The organism is Micromonospora sp. NPDC048909, assembly GCF_040649635.1.
Taxonomy (GTDB): Bacteria; Actinomycetota; Actinomycetes; order Mycobacteriales; family Micromonosporaceae; genus Micromonospora.
The window spans coordinates 19,916-40,667 of the sequence record NZ_JBEZFU010000005.1 but is presented as its reverse complement, the minus strand read 5'-3'; the positions used below and the strand labels follow the sequence as shown (position 1 = coordinate 40,667).

Genomic DNA, 20,752 nt, shown 5'->3' with positions numbered 1-20,752 from the left:
GGGCGGGTGTGAGCTGGCTTACCTCCGGCCCGGGCGGGAATGAGATCGGCCGGTGAGGATTTGCAGCCAGGTGTGATCGCAGCACCGCCCCTTACCGGGGCCCACCCCGACCGACCGGAGGCGGCCCGATGACCGCCATTGCCGAAACGACCGAGGCGGACTCGTCGCCGCGGATGCCCGGCGACCTCATGACCTCCCGCCAGCGGCTGCGACTCGTCCTCGTGCTCGGCTCCCTGATCGCGATCGGGCCGCTGACCATCGACATGTACCTCCCGGCGCTGCCGACCATCGCCGCCGACCTGCACACCACGTCGGCGGCCGTGCAGCTGACGCTCACCGGGACGCTGGCGGGGCTCGCCTTCGGGCAACTGCTCATCGGCCCACTCTCCGACGCGGTGGGGCGGCGCCGGCCGCTGCTCGTCGGCACCGCGCTGCACATCCTGGCGTCGGTGCTCTGCGTCGTCGCGCCGAACATCGGGCTGATCGGGACGCTGCGGGTGTTGCAGGGCCTGGGCGCCGCCGCCGCGTCGGTGGTGGCGATGGCGGTCGTACGCGACCTGTTCAGCGGCGCCGCCTTCGCCAAGCTCTTCTCCCGCCTGATGCTGGTGATGGGTGTGGCGCCGATCCTCGCGCCCACCCTCGGCAGCCAGCTGCTGCGCTGGTCGCAGTGGCGAGGCGTCTTCGTGGCCCTAGCCGTGCTCGGCCTGGTGCTGCTCGTCGTCGCGGCCGTCGGGCTTCCCGAGACCCTGCCGGCGGCCCGGCGTCAGCGCGGCGGCGTCGGCGCCACCCTGCGCGTCTACGGCGGGCTGCTACGCGACCGCGTCTTCGTCGGGCTCGTGCTGGTCGCCGGCCTGGCGATGGCCGCGCTCTTCGCGTACGTGTCCGGGTCGTCGTTCGTCTTCCAGGAGCACTACGGACTCGACGAGCAGGAGTTCGGCATCGTCTTCGGCGCCGGCGCCGTCGGTCTGATCACGGCCACCCAGCTCAACGTACGGCTGCTGCGGCGGTACTCGCCGCAGCGGATCCTGGTCAGCGCGCTCGGCGCGGGCACCGTCGCCGGGCTCGCCCTGCTCCTGTTCGCCGCCACCGGAACGGGTGGCCTGGCGACCGTACTCGTGTCGCTCTGGACCGTGCTCGCCGCGGTGGGGCTCGCCCTGCCGAACGCTCCCGCGCTGGCGTTGTCCCGGCACGGCGAGGCGGCGGGCACCGCCGCGGCGCTCCTCGGCGCGGTGCAGTTCGCCGTCGGCGCGCTGGCCGCGCCACTGGTGGGCGTGCTCGGCACCGGAAGTGTGGCGATGGCCGTGGTGGTGGCCGGCGGCATGGTGGCGTCGATGATCGTCCTGGTCCTGGTGGTCCGGCCCGGCCAGCTCGGCGACATCGAGCCGGGCGCGGTCGCCGTGGCGGTGCACTGACGACGAGAGCCTCCGGTGCCGGTTGGCGACAACCGGCACCGGAGACCTCACGACCCGGCTGGCAGCACCGGATCAGGCGAGCGTCGCGCGGCGGTCAGTGGCAGTTGCCGGTACCGCTGTCGCTGTAGCTCTGCCCCGCCACCGGCACGAACTGCCAGTCGTAGCTGTTGGCGTGCAGGGTGAACTTCAGTACCCCGTACGCCGAGCTGTTGCGGGCCTCGCTGTTGGGCTGGATGGTGCCGAAGCTGTAGTGCCCGGCACCGCCCATCCCGGCGACGAAGCTGCGCAGACCGCGCGCGGCGTCGGCGCCACCGTTCGGGTTCATCGGGCCGAACCGCTCGTAGACGTGGTTGTGACCCCACACGGCGACATCGGCGTTGTAGTCGTAGAGCGCCTGGTAGAGCGGGCGCGTCGAGGTCGACGGCGCGTGGTTGGAGCTGGACGTGAAGAGCGGGTGGTGCCAGTAGGCCAGCGTGCACGGCTTCGTGCTGGCCGCCAGGTCGGACCGCAGCCACTGCTCCTGCGCCGAGCCGGCGGACATGCTGACGTTCGAGTTCAGCGACACCACGTGCCAGTTGCCGAGGTCGAAGGAGTAGTAGCCGCGCCCACTCGGGCCGGCCTGCGTCCCGAAGTAGTTGTAGTAGCCGGTCGCCCCCGACGTGTTGTAGTCGTGGTTGCCCGGCGACGGGCGGGTACGCGCCTTGTGCCGACCCCAGGTGGGGGCGTAGTAGCTGTTGAACTCGGACGCGGTGCCGTTGCTGTAGACGTTGTCGCCGGTGGTGAAGACCGTGCCGGAGATGTTGTCCAGCAGCGCGGCGGTGGCGGTGTCACCGGAGCCGGAGTCGGAGATGTCACCGGCGCCGACGAGGACCGGGTCGCCCGACGGGGGCGTCGTGGTACCGGTCGTGAGGACCAGCTGCGGCGCGTCGGCACCGCTCTCCCGCGAGTCGTAGTAGGCGCCGTCGGTGCTGGACGAGCTCGCACCGAAACTGACCGTGCCGTTGCCCTTGACCTGCGACGTCACGTTGACCTCGTACCAGCCGTCGGCGGTGACCGAGCCGATCGAGCCCAGCGTCGCGCCGTCGATCGTCGGCTGGTTGTTCCAGGTCGTGCCGGTCTCCGACCAGGTCGTGTTCGACATCGCGCGGAACGTGCCGCCGTTGTTGCTGCCGTCGTTGCCGCTGATCGTGCGCAGCCGCAGCTTGGCGCTGGTGACCGTGCCGCTGACCCCGCTCACGGTGAACCGCAGGAACATCCGCCGCACCGGCGAGTTGTCGACCGTGATCTGGCTCGACGTGCCGTAGTTGGTGGACGCGGCATCAGCCTGGACGTAGGTGTCGGCGACCGGCTTGACGGTGACGGTGGCCGCCGAGGCCGAGGTCGCGCCGGTCACGACGACGGCGGCGGTGGCGGCGAGCAGCACCGCGACCGTCCCCAACGTCACCGGCGGACGGGGGAATCGAATACCCATCCAAGAGCCCTTCTCTGGGGGTGTGTAGAGAGCGGATGGAATGTAGGGAGGTCGATGGGCCGGACGGCGACGGTCGGGTGAACGCCGAGTCCAAATAGGAGAACAGCTCGGAGTTGCCGAGATGTTCAACTGGCGCACGCCCAAGCGGCACGCGCGGTCCGTTGTGGCCGATTCGGCCAGGACGCACGATGGCTGACCGTCAACCGCGAACCGAAGGGCACGCTTGTGTACCTGTCGACCGTCTCCCGTCCGGCGACGGATCCGCCCGATCCCGGCCCGGCCCGGCCCGGACGGCGGATCGCCCTGGTCAGCGGCAACGTCATCGCCCTGGGCACGGTCAGCCTGATCACCGACGTCTCCGCCGAGATGGTCACCGCGGTCCTGCCGCTCTACCTGGTGCTGGGCCTGCAGCTCAGCCCGCTGGCCTTCGGGGTCATCGACGGCGTCTACACCGGTGCGACGGCACTGCTGCGGGTCGTCGGCGGCTTCGTCGCCGACCGCTTCCGGCGCCGCAAACTGGTCGCCGGCGTCGGCTACGCGCTCTCCGCGGTCGCCAAGCTCGGCCTGCTGCTCGCCGGCCGGTCGGTGCCGGCGATCGGTGCCGTCATCGCGATCGACCGGCTCGGCAAGGGCGTACGCAGCGCGCCGCGAGACGCCCTCATCACCCTGTCGACGCCGCCGGAGTCGCTGGGCCGGGCGTTCGGGGTGCACCGGATGATGGACAGCGTCGGCGCGTTCCTCGGGCCGCTGGTGGCGCTCGCGGTCCTGCTGGCCGTCGGCCAGTCCTACGACGCGGTCTTCGTCGCCAGCTTCTGCATCGCCGCCCTGGCCGTCGTCGTGCTCGTGCTCTTCGTCCGCGAGCGTCCACCGGGCACGGCGGCCGACGACAGCGACCAGGTGCGGGTGAGCGTCCGCGAGGCTCTCGGCCTGCTGCGCGAGCGGTCGACCCGCCGGATCGTGCTCGCCGCCGGCCTGCTCGGGCTGGCCACCATCGGCGACGGCTTCGTCTACCTGCTGCTGCAACGCCGGGAGGACCTGGATCTCAGATGGTTCCCGCTGCTGGCGGTCGGGACCAGCCTCGCGTACCTCGTGCTGGCGGCCCCGATCGGCATGCTCGCCGACCGGGTCGGACGGCTGCCGGTGGTGGTGGGCGGATACGCCGCCCTCGGCGCCACGTACCTGCTGCTCGCCGGCCCGGTCGGCGGCTGGCCACTGCTCGCGCTGGCGCTCGGACTCTACGGCCTCTTCTACGCCGCCACCGACGGCGTGCTCATCGCCCTCGCCGGGCCGGTGCTCCCGGCCCGGCTGCGAACCACGGGCATCGCCCTGGTCCAGACCGGGCAGGCGGTGGCGTACCTCGGCTCCTCGGTCCTGTTCGGGCTGGCCTGGCAGGCGTGGGGGCCGCAGACCGCTATCCAGGTCGCGGCCGCGACCGTCGCGGCCATCCTGCTCGTCACGGTGTTCCTGCTGGCCCCTGGTTTCCGCCTCGTCACCCGGAAGGTGTCCTGATGACCGCGCTGTCGACCCGAGCCAAGCTCGTCGTGGCGACCGCCTCGGCCGTGCTGCTGGGGGCCGTGGCGGCCGGCTACGCCGCCGTCGCCGCCGAACCGGCCCCGCCGCCGACCACCGTGGCCGGGGCCGCCGCGGTCACCCTGGAACCGGGCCCGCGCCTGCTCACCGTCACCGACCGGCGCGTCTCCTCGGTCTCCCTGGCCGACCCGTCCGGGCCGCGCACCGTCTCGACCCGGGAGTGCCTGCGGGTGTACGCCGCGGGCGGCACCGGCGTCTGCCTGGGGCCGGAGACCGCCTGGTCGTACCAGCTCGTGGTGCTCGACGCCGCGCTCGGCGCCACGCGCACCTTCGCCATTCCCGGTCTCCCCAACCGGGCCCGCGTGTCGGCCTCCGGCCGGATGGTCTCCTGGACCACGTTCGTCGGTGGCGACTCCTACACCTCCAGCGGCTTCTCCACCCGCACCGGCATCCTCGACACCCGCACCGGCGTCCCGGTGATGTCGCTGGAACACTTCGCCGTCACCCGCGACGGCAGGCCCTACCGCAGCGCCGACGTCAACTACTGGGGCGTCACCTTCGCCGCCGACGACAACCTCTTCTACGCGACCATGTCGACCGGTGGGAAGCGCTACCTGGTGCGGGGTGACTTCGCCGCCCGGACGGTCGAGACGGTGAAGGAGAACGTCGAGTGTCCGTCGCTGTCACCGGACGGCCGGCGGATCGCGTTCAAGGAGGCGATCGACGCCGACCCGGCGAAGGGCTGGCGCCTGTCGGTGCTCGACCTGGCCACGATGCGGGTGACCGCGACCGCCGAGACCGCCAGCGTCGACGACCAGCCGGCGTGGCTCGACGACGCGACGCTGGCGTACACGCTGCGCCAGAGCGACGGCCGGCCGGACGTGTGGGCGGTCCCGGCGGACGCGACAGGCGCGCCGAGGCTGCTGGTGCCCGGTGCCGAGTCCCCGTCGCCACTGATCTGACGGTGGTCCGCGGTCAGGTGTCGTCTCTGGCTCGGGTCAGCGGGAAGGCGGGTTCGGGTAGGTCCGGCACGGCGAGCCGGTCGGCCCGCTCGCGCAGGTGCCCGGCGATCTGGTCACTGGCCAGGGTGAAGCCGGCCGTGAAGTCGGCGTCGAGGGAGATGCCGGTGGCGGCCACGTGGTGATCCGCCTGCTGGCGCAGCTCTCGGGCGAGCGTGTTGCGCCAGCGGATCACCTCCTTGGTCAGGTGCGCCCGCTGAGTCGCCACCCGGCGCTGCGCCTCGGCCAGTTGCTCCTCCATCCGTTCGAGACGGTCCAAAGTCTCGTCGAGACGGTCGAGCTCGGCCAGGTCGGTCACGATCGCTCGCCCGAGGGCCGTGCGGTCCAGGCCCGGACCGGTGGCGTGGAACGGCTCGAGGGCGCCGGTCACCCGCGCCGTCCACTGCTCGTGCCGAGCGTCCCGCTGGCGGGGGAGCGCTGCCACGCTGTCGCGTAGCGCGGCCAGTACCGGGGTGGGCCGGTCGGCCGGCTCTGAGGACGGAGCAACCGCGGCCATGACGCCTCGGCGGGGGTTGCGCTCCGGCGTTCCCTCGAGATCTCTCGCCCGCTGCGCCATCTGCTTGACGAACCCGGCGTACGCGGCCCGGTAGCCGACCTGGTGTTCGCCCTCGCCGGTCACCGGTGCGTGGCCGATGCGCTCCGCCTCGAGCCGGAGCGCGTCGGCGATGGTGGTGTCCGGGTCACCGATCTCCAACGTCGGGTCCGTGGGGCCGTCCAGCACCCTGTCGCGCAGCGTGCGGAGCAGGCTTTCGGCGTGTCGGCAGCGTTGACGGGCGTTCGCCATCAGTTCCAGCTCCGGCACAGCGCGCCAGACTGCCCAGGCCGCGGGTGTCGCGTCGTCGGTCAGCGGCGCGTGCCGCCGAACTATCTCGCCGAGGGCCTGAACCGGTTCGGGTGTGTGCGTGGACGTCGCCGACGCCAGTCGCCGCAGCAGGGCCAGCAGCTCGGCCTGGCGCTCCGATCCGGCCGATGACTGGTCCCCGATCAGGCCCAGCAGGCCGGGCGGCCAGGGCGCCGGCAGCTCGCCCCGCGACGGCCGGCGCAGCGGGTGACGCGATCGGCGTCGGAACGGATTCCACCAGCCCATCGGACCAGCTTTGCACCCGGCGACGATCGTGCGCAATGTGTCCGGTACGGCCTCTTCGGGCGAATCGGCGGGGAACCGGCCCGGGCGGCGTTCGAGTTCGCCGCTCAGCAGCGGTCGCGGGGAGCCAGCCGGGTATCGGCCGGGGCGGCGCGGTCCAGATAGGTCGACTCGGCGAAGTCGAGGAAGCGTTGCGCGTCGGCCGCGTTGGAGGCCAGCCCGAAGGAGACGCGTACCGCGCCGCCGGTCAGCAGCCGCAGCGCGTCGAGGTACTGGTCGATGGACTCGACCTGGCGCGGCAGCGTACGACGCAGCGCCTCCGGGGTGATCCCGAACGCGCCCTCGCCCGCCCCCGGGTTGCAGAAACAGCCGGTACGCAGGGAGAAGCCGGCAGCCGACGACTCCCGCGCCACGAGCCGCTCGTCGACGAGCGCGCCGTCCGGGTGGCGGAGGTTGAACGCCACGGTGCCGCCCCGGCCCTCGCCCGTCGGCGGGCCGTAGACCTGGACCAGCGGTCGGCCGGTGCGGTGCCGCAGCGCGGTCAGCCGCTCCAGCAGCCAGCCGGTGAGCAGGCCGACCCGGGTGTGTACGAGGTCGACGCCGATCGAGTCGAGCCAGCGCACCCCGAACTCCACGTCGGGGATGCTGAGGAAGTTGAGGGTGCCGTCCTCGAACCCCGACTCGTCGTCCAGCGGCCGGTGCCAGTCGCCCTGCACGCTGACCGCCCGGATCGTGCCGCCGGCGAACCAGGGGCGCCGGAGTCGGGCCAGCGCGTCGCGTCGGGCCAGCAGCGCGCCGACGCCGGTGGGGTAGCCGAAGAGTTTGTACCAGCTGAGGCAGACGAACTGCGGTCGTACGACGCTGAGGTCCAGCCGGTTCGTCGGGGCGAACGCCGCGGCGTCGAGCAGCACGTCGTAGCCGTACCGCTGGGCAAGCTCCACCCAGCCCAGCGGGTGCTGCACCCCGGTGAAGTTGCTCTGCGCGGGGTAGGCGAAGAGCCCCGGACCGGTGGACCGTCGCCACCGTCGGGACCGGCCCGCGGCCAGCGCGGCGAGCAGGTCGGATTCGGTGACCCGCAGCTCCGGCCCGCTCAGCGGCACGTAGCGGACCGGTGCGCCGGCGGCCCGGGCGTACTCCCGGATGCCGTTGACCGAGTTGTGGTTGTCCCAGGTCAGCACCAGCGGGCTGGTCCGGTCGAAGGCGTACGCCTCGCCGACCAGCCGGCAGGCGCCACTGGCGTTCGGGGTGAAGATGACCGCGTACTCGGCCGGGTCGGCGCGGAAGAAGTCGAGCGCCGCCCGGCGGGCCGACTCGACTAGCGCTCCGGCCGCCGCCGAGGTGGGGTTCTCCGAGTGCGGGTTGCCGTACAGGCCCGAGAGCAGCCGCTCGTGGTGGGCGGTGAGCTGCGCCCGCGCGGCCACCCCGGCGCCGGCGTAGTCGAGGTAGACGTGACCGTTTCGGTCGAGGTGCCGGTACTCGGTGGCGCGCAGCTCGTCGATGCGCGCGGTGCCGGCGTACCCGGGGGCCGTGCTCGGGCCGCCGGCCGCGACCGGACGCGCCGGATCGCGGCTCGGGTCAGACCGCACGGCGGGACTCGGCCCGGACCAGCACCGCCCAGGTCGCGCCGAGGAAGAGCAGCACGAACCCGCCGAGGATCAGCCAGTTCAGCCAGACCGGGCGGGAGAAGCTGTCGCCGTACGTGGCGAGCAGCGGCGGGCCGAGCGGGGATCCGCCGTCGCGCCAGAGCCGCTGTACGCCGGCGGTGTGGCCGAGTCCCTCGAACGCCCACCGGTTGGACATCGCGTAGCTGAGCCACTGGCCGCCGGTAGCCATCGCCGGCACCGGCAGGATCGCGCCGACGAAGAGGACCTGCGGGAAGCAGAGCATGGGCAGCATGAGGGTCGCCTGGGCGGCGTCGGAGACGGCGGCGGAGCAGAGCAGCCCGAGGGCGAGCGCGGCGGCCGAGGAGAGCAGCAGCGTCGCGTACAGCGCCGCGAAGTCGGCGCCACCGACCGGCGGCAACCGGTCGATGCCGCGCAGCACCCCGAGCAGGGCCAGATCCACCAGGGCCAGCAGCGGAAGCAGCACCGCGACCTTCGCCAGCAGGTACGGCCCGAACCGCACCCCGGCCAGCCGCTCGCGGCGCAGGATCGGCAGCTCCGTGCAGATCTGCAGCAGCCCGTACGTCAGCCCGAAGAAGAACCCGCCGAACGCGATCCAGAACAGGATCATCACGGTCACGTTGGGGCTGGGCCGCGCCGGGTCGAACGCGCCGGGGCGGAAGAGCAGGGCGAACATGCCGAGCACCAGCAGCGGCGAGCCGAGCAGGATCGCCAGGGTGAGCCGGTTGCGGGCGACGATCTCGGTGTTGCGGGCGGTGAGCACCGCCCACTGCCGTGACCGGCCGAGGTGCCGCGACCGCCCCGCCCCGGCGACGCCCCGGGCCGCCGCACCGGCCGGCCGCTGCGGGTCGCTGCCCCGCCGATCCGGATCGGTGTCCGGCCGATCCGGTTCGTTGCCCGGCCGATCCGGAGCGGTGTCGCGCCGGGCGGCGAACCGGTCGGGCCAGGTCGCCGGATCGCCGGCCTCGTCGAGCCGCAGGTAGACCTCGGCGAGCGACCGTACGCCGAAGAACTCCCGGGCGGCGGCCGGCGGGCCGGCGAAGGCCAGCCGGCCCGCACGGGTGAGCACGACGACCCGGTCGCACAGCTCCACGTCGGTGACCTGATGGGTGGTGAGCACGACGGTCGCCCCCGCGTCGGCGAGCGTGCGCAGCACCCGCAGCAGATCCACGGCGATCGCCGGATCCAGCCCGGACGTGGGTTCGTCGAGGAAGAAGACGCCCGGCCGGGTCAGCAGCTCCACCGCGATGCTGGCCCGTTTGCGCTCCCCGCCGCTGAGCCGGCCGACCGGCACGCCGGCCCGGTCGCTCAACCCCAGCTCGCCGAGCACCTCGGCGACCCGCCGGGTCACCTCCGCCGGCGTGGTTCCCGGTGGTAGGCGCAGCCGGGCCGCGTAGCGCAGGGTCCGCTCCAGGGGCAGCTCGCGGTGGATGATGTCGTCCTGCGGTACGAACCCGATCGCCTCCGCCGGGCCGCCGCCGTCGTGCCGCACCGCGCCGGTGGCGGGACGCCGGACGCCGGCCAGGGTCTCCAGCAGCGTCGTCTTCCCGGCGCCGCTGGCGCCGAGAATGGCGACGACCTCGCCGGGGTCGATCGTCAGCGAGATGTCGTCCAGGATCCGGCGGCCGTCGCGGACGCGCTGGCCCAGGCCGTTCGCCGCGATACGTACGCCGGTGTGTGTGGGTGGCGCGAGCTTCTCGGTCGTCATGCGAGTGCGGCCAATCCCGTCGGTGGGTCGGGTGCTCGACCCGGGCCTGCCGAATATCGCACGACGTGACTGTTACGACGGTGGGTCAACTGTGGCGGGATGTTGACACCACGCCGGCCCGTCATGGTGGGCGACGGACCGGCGTGGTGCGGACGGTTACCGCGGGACGAGGATCAACTCACCGGCCCGACCCGGACGTTCTGGATGACGCCGACACCGTTGAAGACGTTCAGCCCGAACTGGCCGCTGGAGATGGTGTCGTCCACCGCGTCGATCACCGGGGTGGTCGCGCCGTCGAGGTAGACGCGCAGTCGGGGCCCGTCGGCGACCACCTTCAGGTGGTAGGTACGGCCCAGTTTGACGTCGAGCGGGGCGCTGGCGATGTCGCGACCGGGCCGCCAGAGCTTGACGACCTTCGCCGCCGAGTCGATGTTCGCGGTGTAGTGCCGGGTGGCGTCGCGGTTGGCGCGGAAGGTGAGCGCCGCGGCGATGCCGGAGTCCAGCCGCACGTCGGCCTCGTAGCTGAAGTTCTGGCCGGAGCGGGTGTTCAGGTAGAAGGCGTCGCCGCCGCTGCTGCCCTTCTTGCCGCCCGAGGCGTCGGACCAGACCCCCGAGTCCGCGTACCACTGCCCGCCCAGGTCGTCCACGAGCATGGATTCCCCGCCCCAGATCGACCCGAGGTCGTGGTAGGTCAGCCGTTCCAGGCGGACCTGGCCGTCGACGAAGAGCTCGACGTCGTCCTTGCCGGGCAGGCTGTCGAAGTTGACGTTGAGGCTCTGGTAGACGCGTCCGTCGTTGCCGAAGATCTCCAGCTGGCCGCGGTCGACCAGCAGCCGCACCTTCACCCGGTCGCCGATCGGCGACATCGGCACACCGCCGAGCGTCTTCGCCGCGGTGTCGTAGCCGACCTCGTGGTCGTACCAGCCGTTCTCGCCGGTCCCGATCCGGAAGCCGAAGCGGGACTGCTTGCGGTCGGCGACCCGGAACTCGGCCTCGATCTCGTAGGTGTCGGCCTCGATCCCGTCGAGCAGCGCGCCGGCCTGGCCGCTGTTGAGCGTGCGGCCCTGCCACGTCCGGGTGGACGTGCGCAGCCGGTCGATCTCGGCGATCGGGGTGCTGAGCACCCGCGGCGCGCCGTCCACCGTGGTCAGGCGCATCTCCACCGGGAAGGTGAGGTTGCCGGTCCAGGTGGGGCCGGCGTTCTCACCCTGCCACGCCATCGACACGATCCGGTTGTCCGGCATGTTGCCGAAGGTCAGACCGGCGTAGTAGCTGCCACCGGCATGGGTTCCACCGTGGTTGACCCGCTGCGGAGACGTCCAGTCGGTGCGGAAAGTGGTGCCGTCGAAGGCGCCGACCACGTACTCGCCGCTGGCGTCGCTGAGCACCCACTTCATCTTCGACCGGTTGCCGTCGAGCGGCATCGCCACCATGTCCGGGCACTCGAAGAGCCAGTCGGCCTTGTAGCGCGACGCGAAGGTCCAGTCGAGCAGGTTGTCGGAGGTGTAGAAGTCGACGCCGTTGCCGCCGTGGTCGGACCAGACGACCATGCCCCAGTGCCTGGACGCTTCGTCCCAGAAGACCTTCGGGTCACGGCTGGTGCCCTGCGGCACCGCCACCCGCCGACCGCCGTCGTACGTCTTGAAGGTGTTCCCGCCGTCGTTGGAGTAGAAGACCGTCACGCCGTTGGTGCCGGAGTAGACGATGATCGGGTCCTCGTCGCCGGCCTTGAGGCCGCTGACGTTCTTCGCGTCGACGACGCCGCCGCCGGAGAAGAGGTCGCCGGGGTGCACGCCCGGCTCGAGCGCGATCGGCTTCTGCTTCCAGTGCACCAGGTCCGTGCTGGTCGCGTGTCCCCAGTGCATGGTGTCCCACTGCAGGCCGTGCGGGTTGTGCTGGTAGTACAGGTGGTAGACGCCGTCGTAGTAGAGCGGCGCGTTGACGTCGTTGATCCACCCGCCGCGGGCGCTGAAGTGGTACTGCCCCCGGTTGTCCTCCTGGTAGTTGGTGGCGGGGTAGGGGAACTCCGGGTAGTCCTGTTGTGTTCCGGCGGACGCCCCCGGGGCCATCACGCCGGCGAGGCCCACGGCGGCCGCCAGGACCGCCGTCATTGTCATCGCCGCGTACCGAACTCTCACACGCATACGTCCCAGCTCCCAGGTCGGTGGTGGTCAGAACGGAGCAGGTCGGTCCCGACGCCGGAGTCGCGCCTTGACAACCTTGTCGAGAGAGTCTGGGCGGCCGTTAAATGCGTGTCAATACTTCCATTCAGCATTGTTAAGCCCGCGCGTCCTCACCTGCACCGTCGGCACGACAAGGTTGTCAAAGCGGTCGACCGGCACCGGGTACGCTGTCACCTCGTGCCGACGACGTAGTCCGAGGCGGGCCGCACGCTGCCGAAACAGAGGGAAGATGAGCCGAAACGGCGATCCGGTCGCCACGCCCTACCGACCGCGGCCGACCCTGCACGACGTCGCCGCCATGGCCGGCGTCAGCATCAAGACCGCCTCCCGCGTGGTCAACGGCGAGAACGGCGTGACGCCGGCCAAGGTCGCCGCGGTCCGCCGAGCGGTCCTTCAGCTGGACTACCGGCCGAACGTCTCGGCCAGCGCGCTGCGGCGGGCCAGCGGCCGGACGGCGGCCATCGGCATGGTGCTCGAAGATCTCGCCAACCCGTTCTCCAGCGCCCTGCTGCGCGCGGTCGAGGACGCCGCCAACAGCCGGCAGGTACTGATCCTCGCCGGAAGCGTCGACGAGGACCAGGAGCGGGAGCGCAGCCTGGTCCGCGCGTTCAGCGAGCGACGGGTGGACGGGCTGATCATCGCGCCGGTCGGCGAGGACCAGGGATATCTGCGTGCCGAGCTGGAGGCCGGCACACCGCTCGTCTTCGTCGACCGCCTGCCCCAGGGACTGCCCGCGGACTGCGTCCTCTCCGACAACGAGGGCGGCGCCCGGGCGGCGGTGCACCACCTCGCCGACACCGGCCACCGCCGGATCGCCTACCTCGGCGACCTGCAGATCGTCCCCACCGCGCAGCAGCGGTTCGCCGGATACCAACGCGCCTGCCTTGAGCGCGGCCTGCCGTGGAACCCGGCCCACCACGTGCACGACCTGCACACCATCGACGAGGCGGCGACGGCGACGACCAGGCTGCTGCGCTCCGACGAGCCACCCACGGCGCTCTTCGCCAGTCAGAACCTGGTGACCATCGGCGCCATCACCGCGCTGCAACAGCTCGGCCTCGAGGACACCGTGGCGCTCGTCGGCTTCGACGACTTCCCGATGGCAGACCTGCTCAAGCCGCGGGTGAGCGTCATCGCCCAGGACCCGTTCCAGATGGGCCGGGTGGCCGCGGAGCTGCTCTTCCAGCGGCTCGACGGCGACCGCGACGCGCCCCGGCGGATGGTGCTGCCGACGACGACGATCCTGCGCGGATCCGGCGAGATCACACCCGCGTCGCCCTAGGCGCCGCCGGGCCGGATGAGGCACATGCCGCCGGGGCCGGGCTGGTCCATCGTGGCCAGCGCGTCGGGCGTCTCGGCGAGGTCGATGGTTCTGGTGACCAGCTCGGCTGGGCGCAGGACGCCCGCGGCGACCAGCCCGAGCAGCTCCGGGTAGGCGTGCGCGGCCATGCCGTGACTGCCCCGCAGCTCCAACTCGTACGCGATGACGAGCTCCATCGGCAGCGCCGGGCGGCCTTGGGCGGCGGGGAGCAGCCCGACCTGCACGTGCCGGCCGCGCCGCCGCAGGCTCTCGATGGAGGCGGCGCAGGTGGCGTGACTGCCCAACGCGTCGAGGGAGAGGTGAGCGCCACCGGCGGTCGCCTCCCGGACAGCCGCGGCGACCGCGCCCGGTGCGGGAAGGGCGCGGCCGTCCAGGCAGACCGTGGCGCCGAAGCGTCGCGCGAGCGCGAGCGCGCCGGGGGCGACGTCGACCGCGACCACCCGCGCGCCGCAGGCCGCCGCGATCATCACCGCGGAGAGCCCGACCCCGCCGCAGCCGTGCACCGCGACCCACTCGCCGGCGGCCACCCGCCCCTGGGCGACCACCGCCCGGAACGCCGTGGCGAAGCGGCAGCCGAGCGCCGCCGCCGCCGGGTAGTCCAGTTCGTCGGGGAGCCGGACCAGGTTGACGTCCGCGTTCCGCACCGCCACGTACTCGGCGAACGATCCCCATTCGGTGAAGCCCGGCTGGGTCTGCCGCTCGCACACCTGCTGGTCGCCCGCGAGGCAGGCGGGGCACCGGCCACACGCGCAGACGAAGGGTGCGGTGACCCGGTCTCCGGGCCGCCAGCCGTGTACGTCGGCGCCGACCGCCGTGACGACGCCGGCGAACTCGTGGCCCGGGACGTGGGGCGGGCGGATGTCCGGGTCGTGTCCCTGCCAGCCGTGCCAGTCGCTGCGGCACAACCCGGTCGCCTCGACGCGGATGATCGCGCCCCCGGGCGGCGGCGCCGGCTCCGCAACGTCGCGGACCTCAGGTCGGACACCGAACTCGTCGAAGATCACGGCTCGCATGCGCGCGATCCTCACATACGCCACCTGGCTGGGCCTACCCCGTCGGCCACCCCGGCCTGCACCACGGCCCGAATGATCCAGCGCTCGGCACTGCCGATCCGTTTCGCGGCCGGGGTAGTTTCCTCATGTTTCGCGAATTTCCGCCGTTCAGCAGGCATTCGCCCGGTGCTGCCCGGCGCCGCCATGGCTACGGTGTCCCGCATGCGTCACGTCTGGACCATGATCACCGCCATTGTCGTCGCGCCGCTGGCGTGGTTGCTGCTCGCGTACGGGCAGGACCGGACCCTGCAGGCCTTCGCCAACGAGGAGAGCACCGGAGCGCTCGCCACCGGGGCGTTCGTCTGGCCGGCGGTGTGCCTGGCCGCCGCGGGGCTGCTGCTGGGCCTGATCGCCACGCTGCGGGTCTCTCCGCTCGGCGCCGTGCTCACCGGGCTCGCCTACACGGCCAGCTACCTGGCCCTGCTGGTGGACCCGGACGCGGTCCTGGGCCTCTTCCCGAAGAGCCTGTCCCTCGCCGGTCGCAGCGTCGACCCGACGATGCCGCTGCGTACCGGCGGCGCGCTGCTGCTCGGCGCGCTGCTGCTGATCGGTATCGCCAGCGTCGGCAGGTGGCGGCGGTGGCCGACGCCCGCGGTCGCCGAGGCGGAGCCCGACATCGAGGTCACCCAGCCCGAGGACCGCCCGCTCGGCGTCGACGGCCTCGGATTCGCAGCCGAACCGACACCGGCTTCCACCGCCTCGCTGGCGCGCGCGTTCGACCGCGCCGGTCGGCCCTGACCACCGCCCCCGGACGCCGACCTGGACTCGCGTCAGGGCTTCCCGTCGTGGGACCGGCCGGGACCGCGCCGGGTACCGCGACGCCAGAAGGGGGTCAGGAGGACCAGGACGACGAGGATTAGGACGGCGCCGAGGCCGAGCCCGACGGGCAGCACCAATGAGGCGGAGTCCTCGGCCGGCTCCGAACGCTCGCCCTTGACCGGCACCACCGCACGGTCGTACTTCTTCTCCTCCGGCGCGACCAGGTGGCCGACCGACGCGCCGGGCCGCAGTGCGAAACCCCAGTTGAGCAGGGCGCTCGCCTCACCCAGGCTGCCCAGCGGTGCGGTCTCCGCGCCGAGCAGCGTCACTGCCAGGCGTCGACCGTCGCGTTCGGCCACCCCGACGTACGTCTGCCGGGCGAGGTCGGTGAAGCCGGTCTTCCCGCCGAGCGTGCCCGGGTAGCGGCCGAGCAGCGTGAGGTCGTGGGTGATCGCGAACCCGGGCGTGCCCGGCTGCGCCGGTATCTGGGCCACAGTGGTGGCGATGTACCGCCGGAAGTCCTCGCGGGCGAAGGTGGCCCGCGCGATCAGCGCGAGGTCGTATGCGCTGGTGTACTGACCGGGTCCGTCCAGCCCGGAGGGTGTGGCCGCATGGGTCTGGTTGGCCCGCAGCCGATGGGCCTCGTCGTTCATCGCCCGCACGCCGCCCGGCCGCCCGTCGGCTCCGCCGCCGACGCGGGCGAGCACGTTGGCCGCGTCGTTGCCTGATTTGAGCAGGAGCCCCAGCCACAGGCTCTCGACCGAGTAACGGCCGCCGGCGCTCACCCCCATCAGCGAGCTGGCCGGGTCGAGGTCGCGCAGATCCGCCCGGGACACCTCCACCATCTGGGTCGGGTCGAGGCGGGGCATCAGCGCCGCCGCCAGCAGCAGCTTCTGCACGCTGGCCGGCGTCCGGTGCTCGTGCGGCCCGCAGCCACCGAGCACCTCGCCGCTGTTGAGGTCCGCGACCAGCCAGGAGGTGGCGGTCACCGCCGGCGCCATCGGTGCACCCGGCGGAATGGCCAGCCCCGCCGTCGCCAGCGCCGGCCCGCCGACCGCCGCCGCCGCGGGGTCGACCGGTGGCGGCGACGGAAGAGCCGGCGGCGGCTCGGGCGCTTTCACGGCCGGGCACCGCAGCTGCGGCGCGGCCGTCGCCCGCGTCGGTGGCGCGACGCCCACCACGGCTGAGGACAGAATGACGCTGAGCGTTACGGCGGTAACCCTTGAGGTGGTCACGTTAACGAACGGTAATCGTCGGCGCGGCCGGTGCGGCCCGATTACAGAAAGCGCGGCACGGTAACGCATCAGAGTCGCGACTCAGCTCGGTCGACGGCCCCGGGCGCGGACAAACCAGACGTGAAACGCATCGCCGGAAGCTTGCGACGAGTGCGCGCTGAGGCCACGAATCCGGGGCGTCCGCGCGGGCCGTTTGCCCATTTCACGCACCTGCTGACGCTGTCAGTGAGCCTTTTGACGCCCCCGCATCGCTTGCTCCGGGTTCGTCGCCGCTGGTGTCGGCGGTAGCGAAGCACCGGGTGCCGCACTCGGTATGCCTCGCATTCCCTTTCTCGAAGCGGAACGGGCGGTGCATCAGCGCGGCAAATGACGATCATGTTGGACGGTGCAAGGATCCGGGACTACGCCGCGTTACGAAGGTCTGTCTTGTTGCTGGCGTCAACGGCGGGCTCCGCCGCACTCGGCGCGGGTCTAGGATGCGGGTCATGGATCGGCGTCCGACGATCTACGACGTCGCGCGCGAGGCGGGCGTGGCCGCGTCCACCGTGTCCCGGGCCTACTCACGGCCGGGGCGGGTCAACGCGGACACGGCCCGCAAGGTGTTCCAGGCAGCTGAACAGCTCGGTTACCGCTCCGGCCAGCTCGACGGCCAGCAGCCGGCCGGCCGGCCGCCGCAGAAGGCGATCGGCCTGGTGATCGCCGACGTCACCAACCCGTTCTACGGCGACATCATCAAGGGCGCGTACGAAGCCGCCCGGGAGGCCGGCTACCAGCTGATCCTCACCCACACAAACGAGTCGCCGGAGGTGGAGCGGACGACCATCGAACACGAACTGGCCCAGGTCGACGGCATCGTCATCGCCAGTTCCCGGATGACCGACTCGGCGTTGCGGATGGTGGCCAAGCAGAAGGCGGTCGTCCTGCTGAACCGCATCATCCCCGAGGCGAACTGCGTGCTGAGCGACGCCGAGCGCGGCATCCACCGAGCCGTGGAGCACCTCGCGGCGCTCGGCCACGACCGGATCACCTACGTCGCCGGGCCGGAGACCAGCTGGTCGGACGGGGTCCGCTGGCGGGCGTTGCGGGAGGCCACGGCCGAGCGGGAGCTCGAGACGAAGCGGATCGGCCCGCACGAGCCCACCGTTCTCGCCGGCTTCGGCGCGGCCCGGCGGCTGGCCGAACTCGACGCGACGGCCGTGCTCGCGTACAACGATCAGCTCGCCATCGGCATCATGAAGGGGCTGCGCAAGCTGGACATCGGCGTGCCCGAGGACGTCAGCGTGGTGGGCTTCGACAACATCATCCTCGACGAGCTGGTCGAGCCGCAGCTGACCACGATCGCGTCGCCGCTGTACCGGATGGGCCTCACCGGCGTGCAGAACTGCATCGCGGTCGCGCAGGGCGCCCGGACCAGCGGCCAGCCGCTGGTCCTGCCGGTCCGCCTGGTCGTGCGCCAGTCGACCGCGCGGCGCAGGCGCAGGGGCACCTCCCCGGCGCGCGGGACGACCAGGGTGTCCGGGCCGGCCGGGCGGGCCGCGACGCCGCTCGGGGCCGGGTCGCGGTAGCCCCGGATCAGCGCACGGCAGTTTGGTGCTGACCCGCGCGCATCATCCGACCCGCGCGGCCACGGCATGCTGGGCCCAGTGGTACGACATGCGGTGCGACTCCAGCTTCGACGCCACACTCGGCTCGTCCACCTCGATCATGAAGTCGCCGTCGTAGTCGTCCGGAATGGCGGCCAGCACGGCGTCGAAGTCGACCACGCCCAGGCCGGGCTCGGCCCAGAGGCGCTTCGTCGCCTGCACCTCGTGGTACGCCATGCCGCTGCGCGCCGACGGGGCGAGCAGGTCGGGGAAGCAGTCCTTGATGTGGATGCCGCCGATGCGGTCCGCGTACCGCGCGATGAACGCCGAGGGGTCGACGCCGGCCCAGGTCAGGTGGCCGGTGTCCGGGCCGAACCCGATCACGTCCGGCCCGAGATCGTCGAGCAGTCGGATGATCTCGTCCGCGGTCTCGAAGACGCCGCCGACGTGTGAGTGGTGCAGCGGGCGCAGGCCCTCGGTTTGCAGCACCCGGCAGATCGCGCCGCAGTTGTCGATGGCCCGAGCCAGCCGGCCCGCGTCGAAGCCGGCGCCGACGGCCGGCTGCGCGATCCGGGCCGGGACCGACATCGAGGAGATCATCGTACGGTCGAGACCCAGGGCTGTCTGGGTGGCGGCGAACCGCTTGGCCCGCTCCACCTCCTCGGCCATGTCGACGGTCTCGTCGAAGGCGGAGTTGAACAGGCTGAGTGACGGCGCCAGGCCGTACCCACCGATCCAGTCCAGGTATTCGACCGGACCCATGTCCTCGGGCACGTCGGCCTTGACCGCGGTGAAGCCGATCTCCTGGAAGTCGCGGAAGGCCGCGTCGAAGACCTCCCGCGTCTTGCCCGCCCGGCTCCAGTAGGGAATGGGGTTGGCGGCGATCCGGTTCACGAGAGGCTCACCGGCCGTCCGGTCCGGGCCGACTCGTACGCCCCGGTGATGACGGCGATCGACTGGCGGTTGGTCTCCAGGTCGACGCGGAGCTTCTCGGTGCCGTTCAGGGCGCCGAGGAAGTTGAGGTACTGCAACCGGTGCGCGTCGGACAGCTGCCCCGGATCGCTGCCGGCGGTCGGCACGGCCCGGTTCTCCGTCGTACCCATCAGCTTCTCCTCCCGGTCCGTGCCGCCGGCGGTGACCTGGAAGAAGGCGAGCTGGTCGTTGTCGATGACCGCCGAGCCCCGATCGCCGTGCACCTGCATCCGCGCGCTCAGTCCCGGGTACGCCGCGGTGCTCGCGTGCAGCACGCCGAGCGCCCCGCTGTCGAAACGCACCACGCCGACCGCGACGTCCTCCACCTCGATCCGCTCGTGTGCCAGCGTGCCGGCGTACGCGAACACCTCGACCGGCCGGCCCAGCGCGGCGACGAGCAGGTCGACCGTGTGCACGCCCTGGTTCATCAGCGCGCCACCGCCGTCCAGCTCCCAGGTGCCCCGCCAGTCGCCGGAGTCGTAGTAGCTCTGCCCGCGCCACCAGTCGATGGAGGCGATGCCGGAGGTGAGCCGGCCGAGCTCGCCCCGGCCGATCGCCGCGAGCGTCGTCTCGGTGGCCGGGTCGAACCGGTGCTGCGAGATCACCGTCACGAGGGTGCCGGCCTTCTGCCGCGCGGTGATGATCTCGTCGGTCTTCGCCACGGTGATCTCGGCCGGCTTCTCCACGATGACGTGCTTGCCGGCGTCGAGGGCCTCGACGGCGACTTCGCCGTGCCGGCCGGTCGGCGTGCACACCACCACGACGTCGATCTCCTCGGCGGCCAGCGCCGCGCTCAGCGAGCCGTACGGTCGGCCGCCGCGCGACGCGGCGAGCTGCTCCGCGCGCTGCCGCTCGACGTCGGCTACCGCGACCAGCTCCACCCGCTCAGCGAGCTGACTCATCACCAGACCGTGGTGGTTGCCGATCACGCCGGCGCCCACCAGGGCGAACTTCGTCCGTGTGCTCACGCGTACTCAATCCCCTCGGTTGTCAGAAGGTCCGTGAACGCCTGCCACGCCCGGCGGAACTGCTCGGGTCCGGAGAATCCGCCGGTGGCGTGCCCGGTCGCCAGGTGCGGTTCGAGGGAGAAGAACCCGTCGAAGCCGTCGTGACGCAGCGCGCGGAGGGTGCGGGCCACCTCCCCGTCACCGTGGCCCGCGGGCACCACCGTGCCGTCCGCCGCGAGGGCGTCCTTGATCTGCACGTACTCCAGGTGCTTGCGCAGGATGGCGTACCCGTCGGTGTACGGCCGGACGCCGACCTGGACGAAGTTCGCCGGATCCCAGGCGAGCCGCAGGTGCGGCGAGCCGACCGACCGCACGAGGTCGAGGCACCGCTCCGGGATGTCGCCGTAGATCTCCTTCTCGTTCTCGTGCAGCAGGATAAGGTCGGCGTTCTCGGCGACCCGGGCGAGGGCCCGCATCCGGTCGATCACCTCGGCCCGGTGCTCGGCCGGATCGGTGTCGGGACGCAGGAAGAACGAGAAGATCCGGACGTACGGCGCGTCGAAGAAGCGGGCCACTTCGGCGGCGTGGCGCATCCGCTCCAGGTGCGGCGGAAAGTCCTCGTCGATGGAGATCTTGCCGATCGGCGAGCCGATGCTGGAGACCTTCAGGCCGTGCGCCGCCAGGGTCTCCTTCATCCGGGTGAGCTGTGCTGGTGCGAGGTCCAGGATGTTGACGTCCCAGGCGCTGCGTATTTCGACGTAGTTCAACCCCAGCCCCGCCGACACCGCGCACTGCTCGGTGAAGTCGGGGGAGATCTCGTCGGAAAATCCGGACAGCGTCCACATCGGCGGTGG

The 20,752-nt window shown here is 72.1% G+C and carries 16 protein-coding genes; 6 read left to right on the top strand and 10 right to left on the bottom strand.

Annotated elements, in window-relative coordinates; all coding sequences use genetic code 11:
* Positions 1 to 128: 128 nt before the first annotated feature.
* Positions 129 to 1,412: a multidrug effflux MFS transporter gene (locus AB0C04_RS15215; protein WP_357053904.1), complete on the top strand. Its 1,284-nt coding sequence runs from the start codon at positions 129 to 131 to the stop codon at positions 1,410 to 1,412.
* Positions 1,413 to 1,506: 94 nt separating this feature from the next.
* Here the strand turns inward: AB0C04_RS15215 and AB0C04_RS15210 are convergent, their stop codons facing one another.
* Entirely contained in the window at positions 1,507 to 2,856 is a 1,350-nt protein-coding gene (locus AB0C04_RS15210; protein WP_357053901.1) for a DNRLRE domain-containing protein, read from the bottom strand.
* A 252-nt stretch (positions 2,857 to 3,108) separates the two neighbouring features.
* Between AB0C04_RS15210 and AB0C04_RS15205 the strand changes: the two genes are divergently transcribed.
* Both AB0C04_RS15205 and AB0C04_RS15200 read left to right on the top strand, forming a co-directional pair.
* Positions 3,109 to 4,392, top strand: coding sequence for an MFS transporter (locus tag AB0C04_RS15205; RefSeq protein ID WP_357053898.1), 1,284 nt, complete (start codon positions 3,109 to 3,111; stop codon positions 4,390 to 4,392).
* Positions 4,392 to 5,375 carry a hypothetical protein gene (locus tag AB0C04_RS15200; protein WP_357053895.1) on the top strand — a complete coding sequence of 328 codons (984 nt, stop codon included), beginning with the start codon at positions 4,392 to 4,394 and terminating at the stop codon, positions 5,373 to 5,375. The genes AB0C04_RS15205 and AB0C04_RS15200 overlap by 1 nt, the downstream gene beginning before the upstream one ends.
* 13 nt (positions 5,376 to 5,388) lie before the next feature.
* Here AB0C04_RS15200 and AB0C04_RS15195 read toward each other — a convergent pair whose 3' ends face one another.
* The 4 genes from AB0C04_RS15195 to AB0C04_RS15180 all read right to left on the bottom strand — a co-directional run bounded on the left by AB0C04_RS15195 (position 5,389) and on the right by AB0C04_RS15180 (position 11,990).
* Positions 5,389 to 6,519 (bottom strand): hypothetical protein, encoded by a 1,131-nt coding sequence (locus AB0C04_RS15195; protein WP_357053892.1) that lies wholly within the window; start codon positions 6,517 to 6,519, stop codon positions 5,389 to 5,391.
* Positions 6,520 to 6,623: 104 nt separating this feature from the next.
* Positions 6,624 to 8,102, bottom strand: coding sequence for an aminotransferase class V-fold PLP-dependent enzyme (locus tag AB0C04_RS15190; RefSeq protein WP_357053889.1), 1,479 nt, complete (start codon positions 8,100 to 8,102; stop codon positions 6,624 to 6,626).
* The gene (locus AB0C04_RS15185; RefSeq protein WP_357053886.1) at positions 8,092 to 9,846 is read right to left on the bottom strand and encodes an ATP-binding cassette domain-containing protein; all 1,755 of its coding nucleotides are present in this window, start codon (positions 9,844 to 9,846) and stop codon (positions 8,092 to 8,094) included. Before AB0C04_RS15185 ends, AB0C04_RS15190 begins: the two co-directional genes overlap by 11 nt.
* Before the next feature lie 173 nt (positions 9,847 to 10,019).
* Positions 10,020 to 11,990 carry a glycoside hydrolase family 32 protein gene (locus tag AB0C04_RS15180; protein ID WP_357053883.1) on the bottom strand — a complete coding sequence of 657 codons (1,971 nt, stop codon included), beginning with the start codon at positions 11,988 to 11,990 and terminating at the stop codon, positions 10,020 to 10,022.
* Between the two features lie 268 nt (positions 11,991 to 12,258).
* On the opposite strand from AB0C04_RS15180, the gene AB0C04_RS15175 reads away from it, so the two are divergent.
* Positions 12,259 to 13,311, top strand: coding sequence for a LacI family DNA-binding transcriptional regulator (locus tag AB0C04_RS15175; protein ID WP_357053880.1), 1,053 nt, complete (start codon positions 12,259 to 12,261; stop codon positions 13,309 to 13,311).
* On the opposite strand, the gene AB0C04_RS15170 is transcribed toward AB0C04_RS15175, so the two are convergent.
* Positions 13,308 to 14,363: a zinc-dependent alcohol dehydrogenase family protein gene (locus AB0C04_RS15170; protein ID WP_357053877.1), complete on the bottom strand. Its 1,056-nt coding sequence runs from the start codon at positions 14,361 to 14,363 to the stop codon at positions 13,308 to 13,310. The two genes, AB0C04_RS15175 and AB0C04_RS15170, sit on opposite strands and share 4 nt — an antisense overlap.
* A gap of 201 nt (positions 14,364 to 14,564) precedes the next feature.
* Here AB0C04_RS15170 and AB0C04_RS15165 point away from each other — a divergent pair, with 201 nt between their 5' ends.
* On the top strand, positions 14,565 to 15,140 hold the full coding sequence (locus AB0C04_RS15165) for a hypothetical protein (protein ID WP_357053874.1): 576 nt from the start codon (positions 14,565 to 14,567) through the stop codon (positions 15,138 to 15,140).
* Between the two features lie 32 nt (positions 15,141 to 15,172).
* Here AB0C04_RS15165 and AB0C04_RS15160 read toward each other — a convergent pair whose 3' ends face one another.
* Positions 15,173 to 16,396 carry a D-alanyl-D-alanine carboxypeptidase gene (locus tag AB0C04_RS15160; RefSeq protein WP_357053871.1) on the bottom strand — a complete coding sequence of 408 codons (1,224 nt, stop codon included), beginning with the start codon at positions 16,394 to 16,396 and terminating at the stop codon, positions 15,173 to 15,175.
* 485 nt (positions 16,397 to 16,881) lie between these two features.
* On the opposite strand from AB0C04_RS15160, the gene AB0C04_RS15155 reads away from it, so the two are divergent.
* Entirely contained in the window at positions 16,882 to 17,961 is a 1,080-nt protein-coding gene (locus AB0C04_RS15155; protein ID WP_357053868.1) for a LacI family DNA-binding transcriptional regulator, read from the top strand.
* A 42-nt stretch (positions 17,962 to 18,003) separates the two neighbouring features.
* Here AB0C04_RS15155 and AB0C04_RS15150 read toward each other — a convergent pair whose 3' ends face one another.
* The 3 genes from AB0C04_RS15150 to AB0C04_RS15140 are packed head-to-tail and all read right to left on the bottom strand — an operon-like array spanning position 18,004 to position 20,743.
* Entirely contained in the window at positions 18,004 to 18,873 is an 870-nt protein-coding gene (locus AB0C04_RS15150) for a sugar phosphate isomerase/epimerase (protein WP_357053863.1), read from the bottom strand.
* Positions 18,870 to 19,919 (bottom strand): Gfo/Idh/MocA family oxidoreductase, encoded by a 1,050-nt coding sequence (locus AB0C04_RS15145; protein ID WP_357053860.1) that lies wholly within the window; start codon positions 19,917 to 19,919, stop codon positions 18,870 to 18,872. Before AB0C04_RS15145 ends, AB0C04_RS15150 begins: the two co-directional genes overlap by 4 nt.
* Positions 19,916 to 20,743 (bottom strand): sugar phosphate isomerase/epimerase family protein, encoded by an 828-nt coding sequence (locus AB0C04_RS15140; RefSeq protein ID WP_357053857.1) that lies wholly within the window; start codon positions 20,741 to 20,743, stop codon positions 19,916 to 19,918. Before AB0C04_RS15140 ends, AB0C04_RS15145 begins: the two co-directional genes overlap by 4 nt.
* Positions 20,744 to 20,752 lie beyond the last annotated feature (9 nt).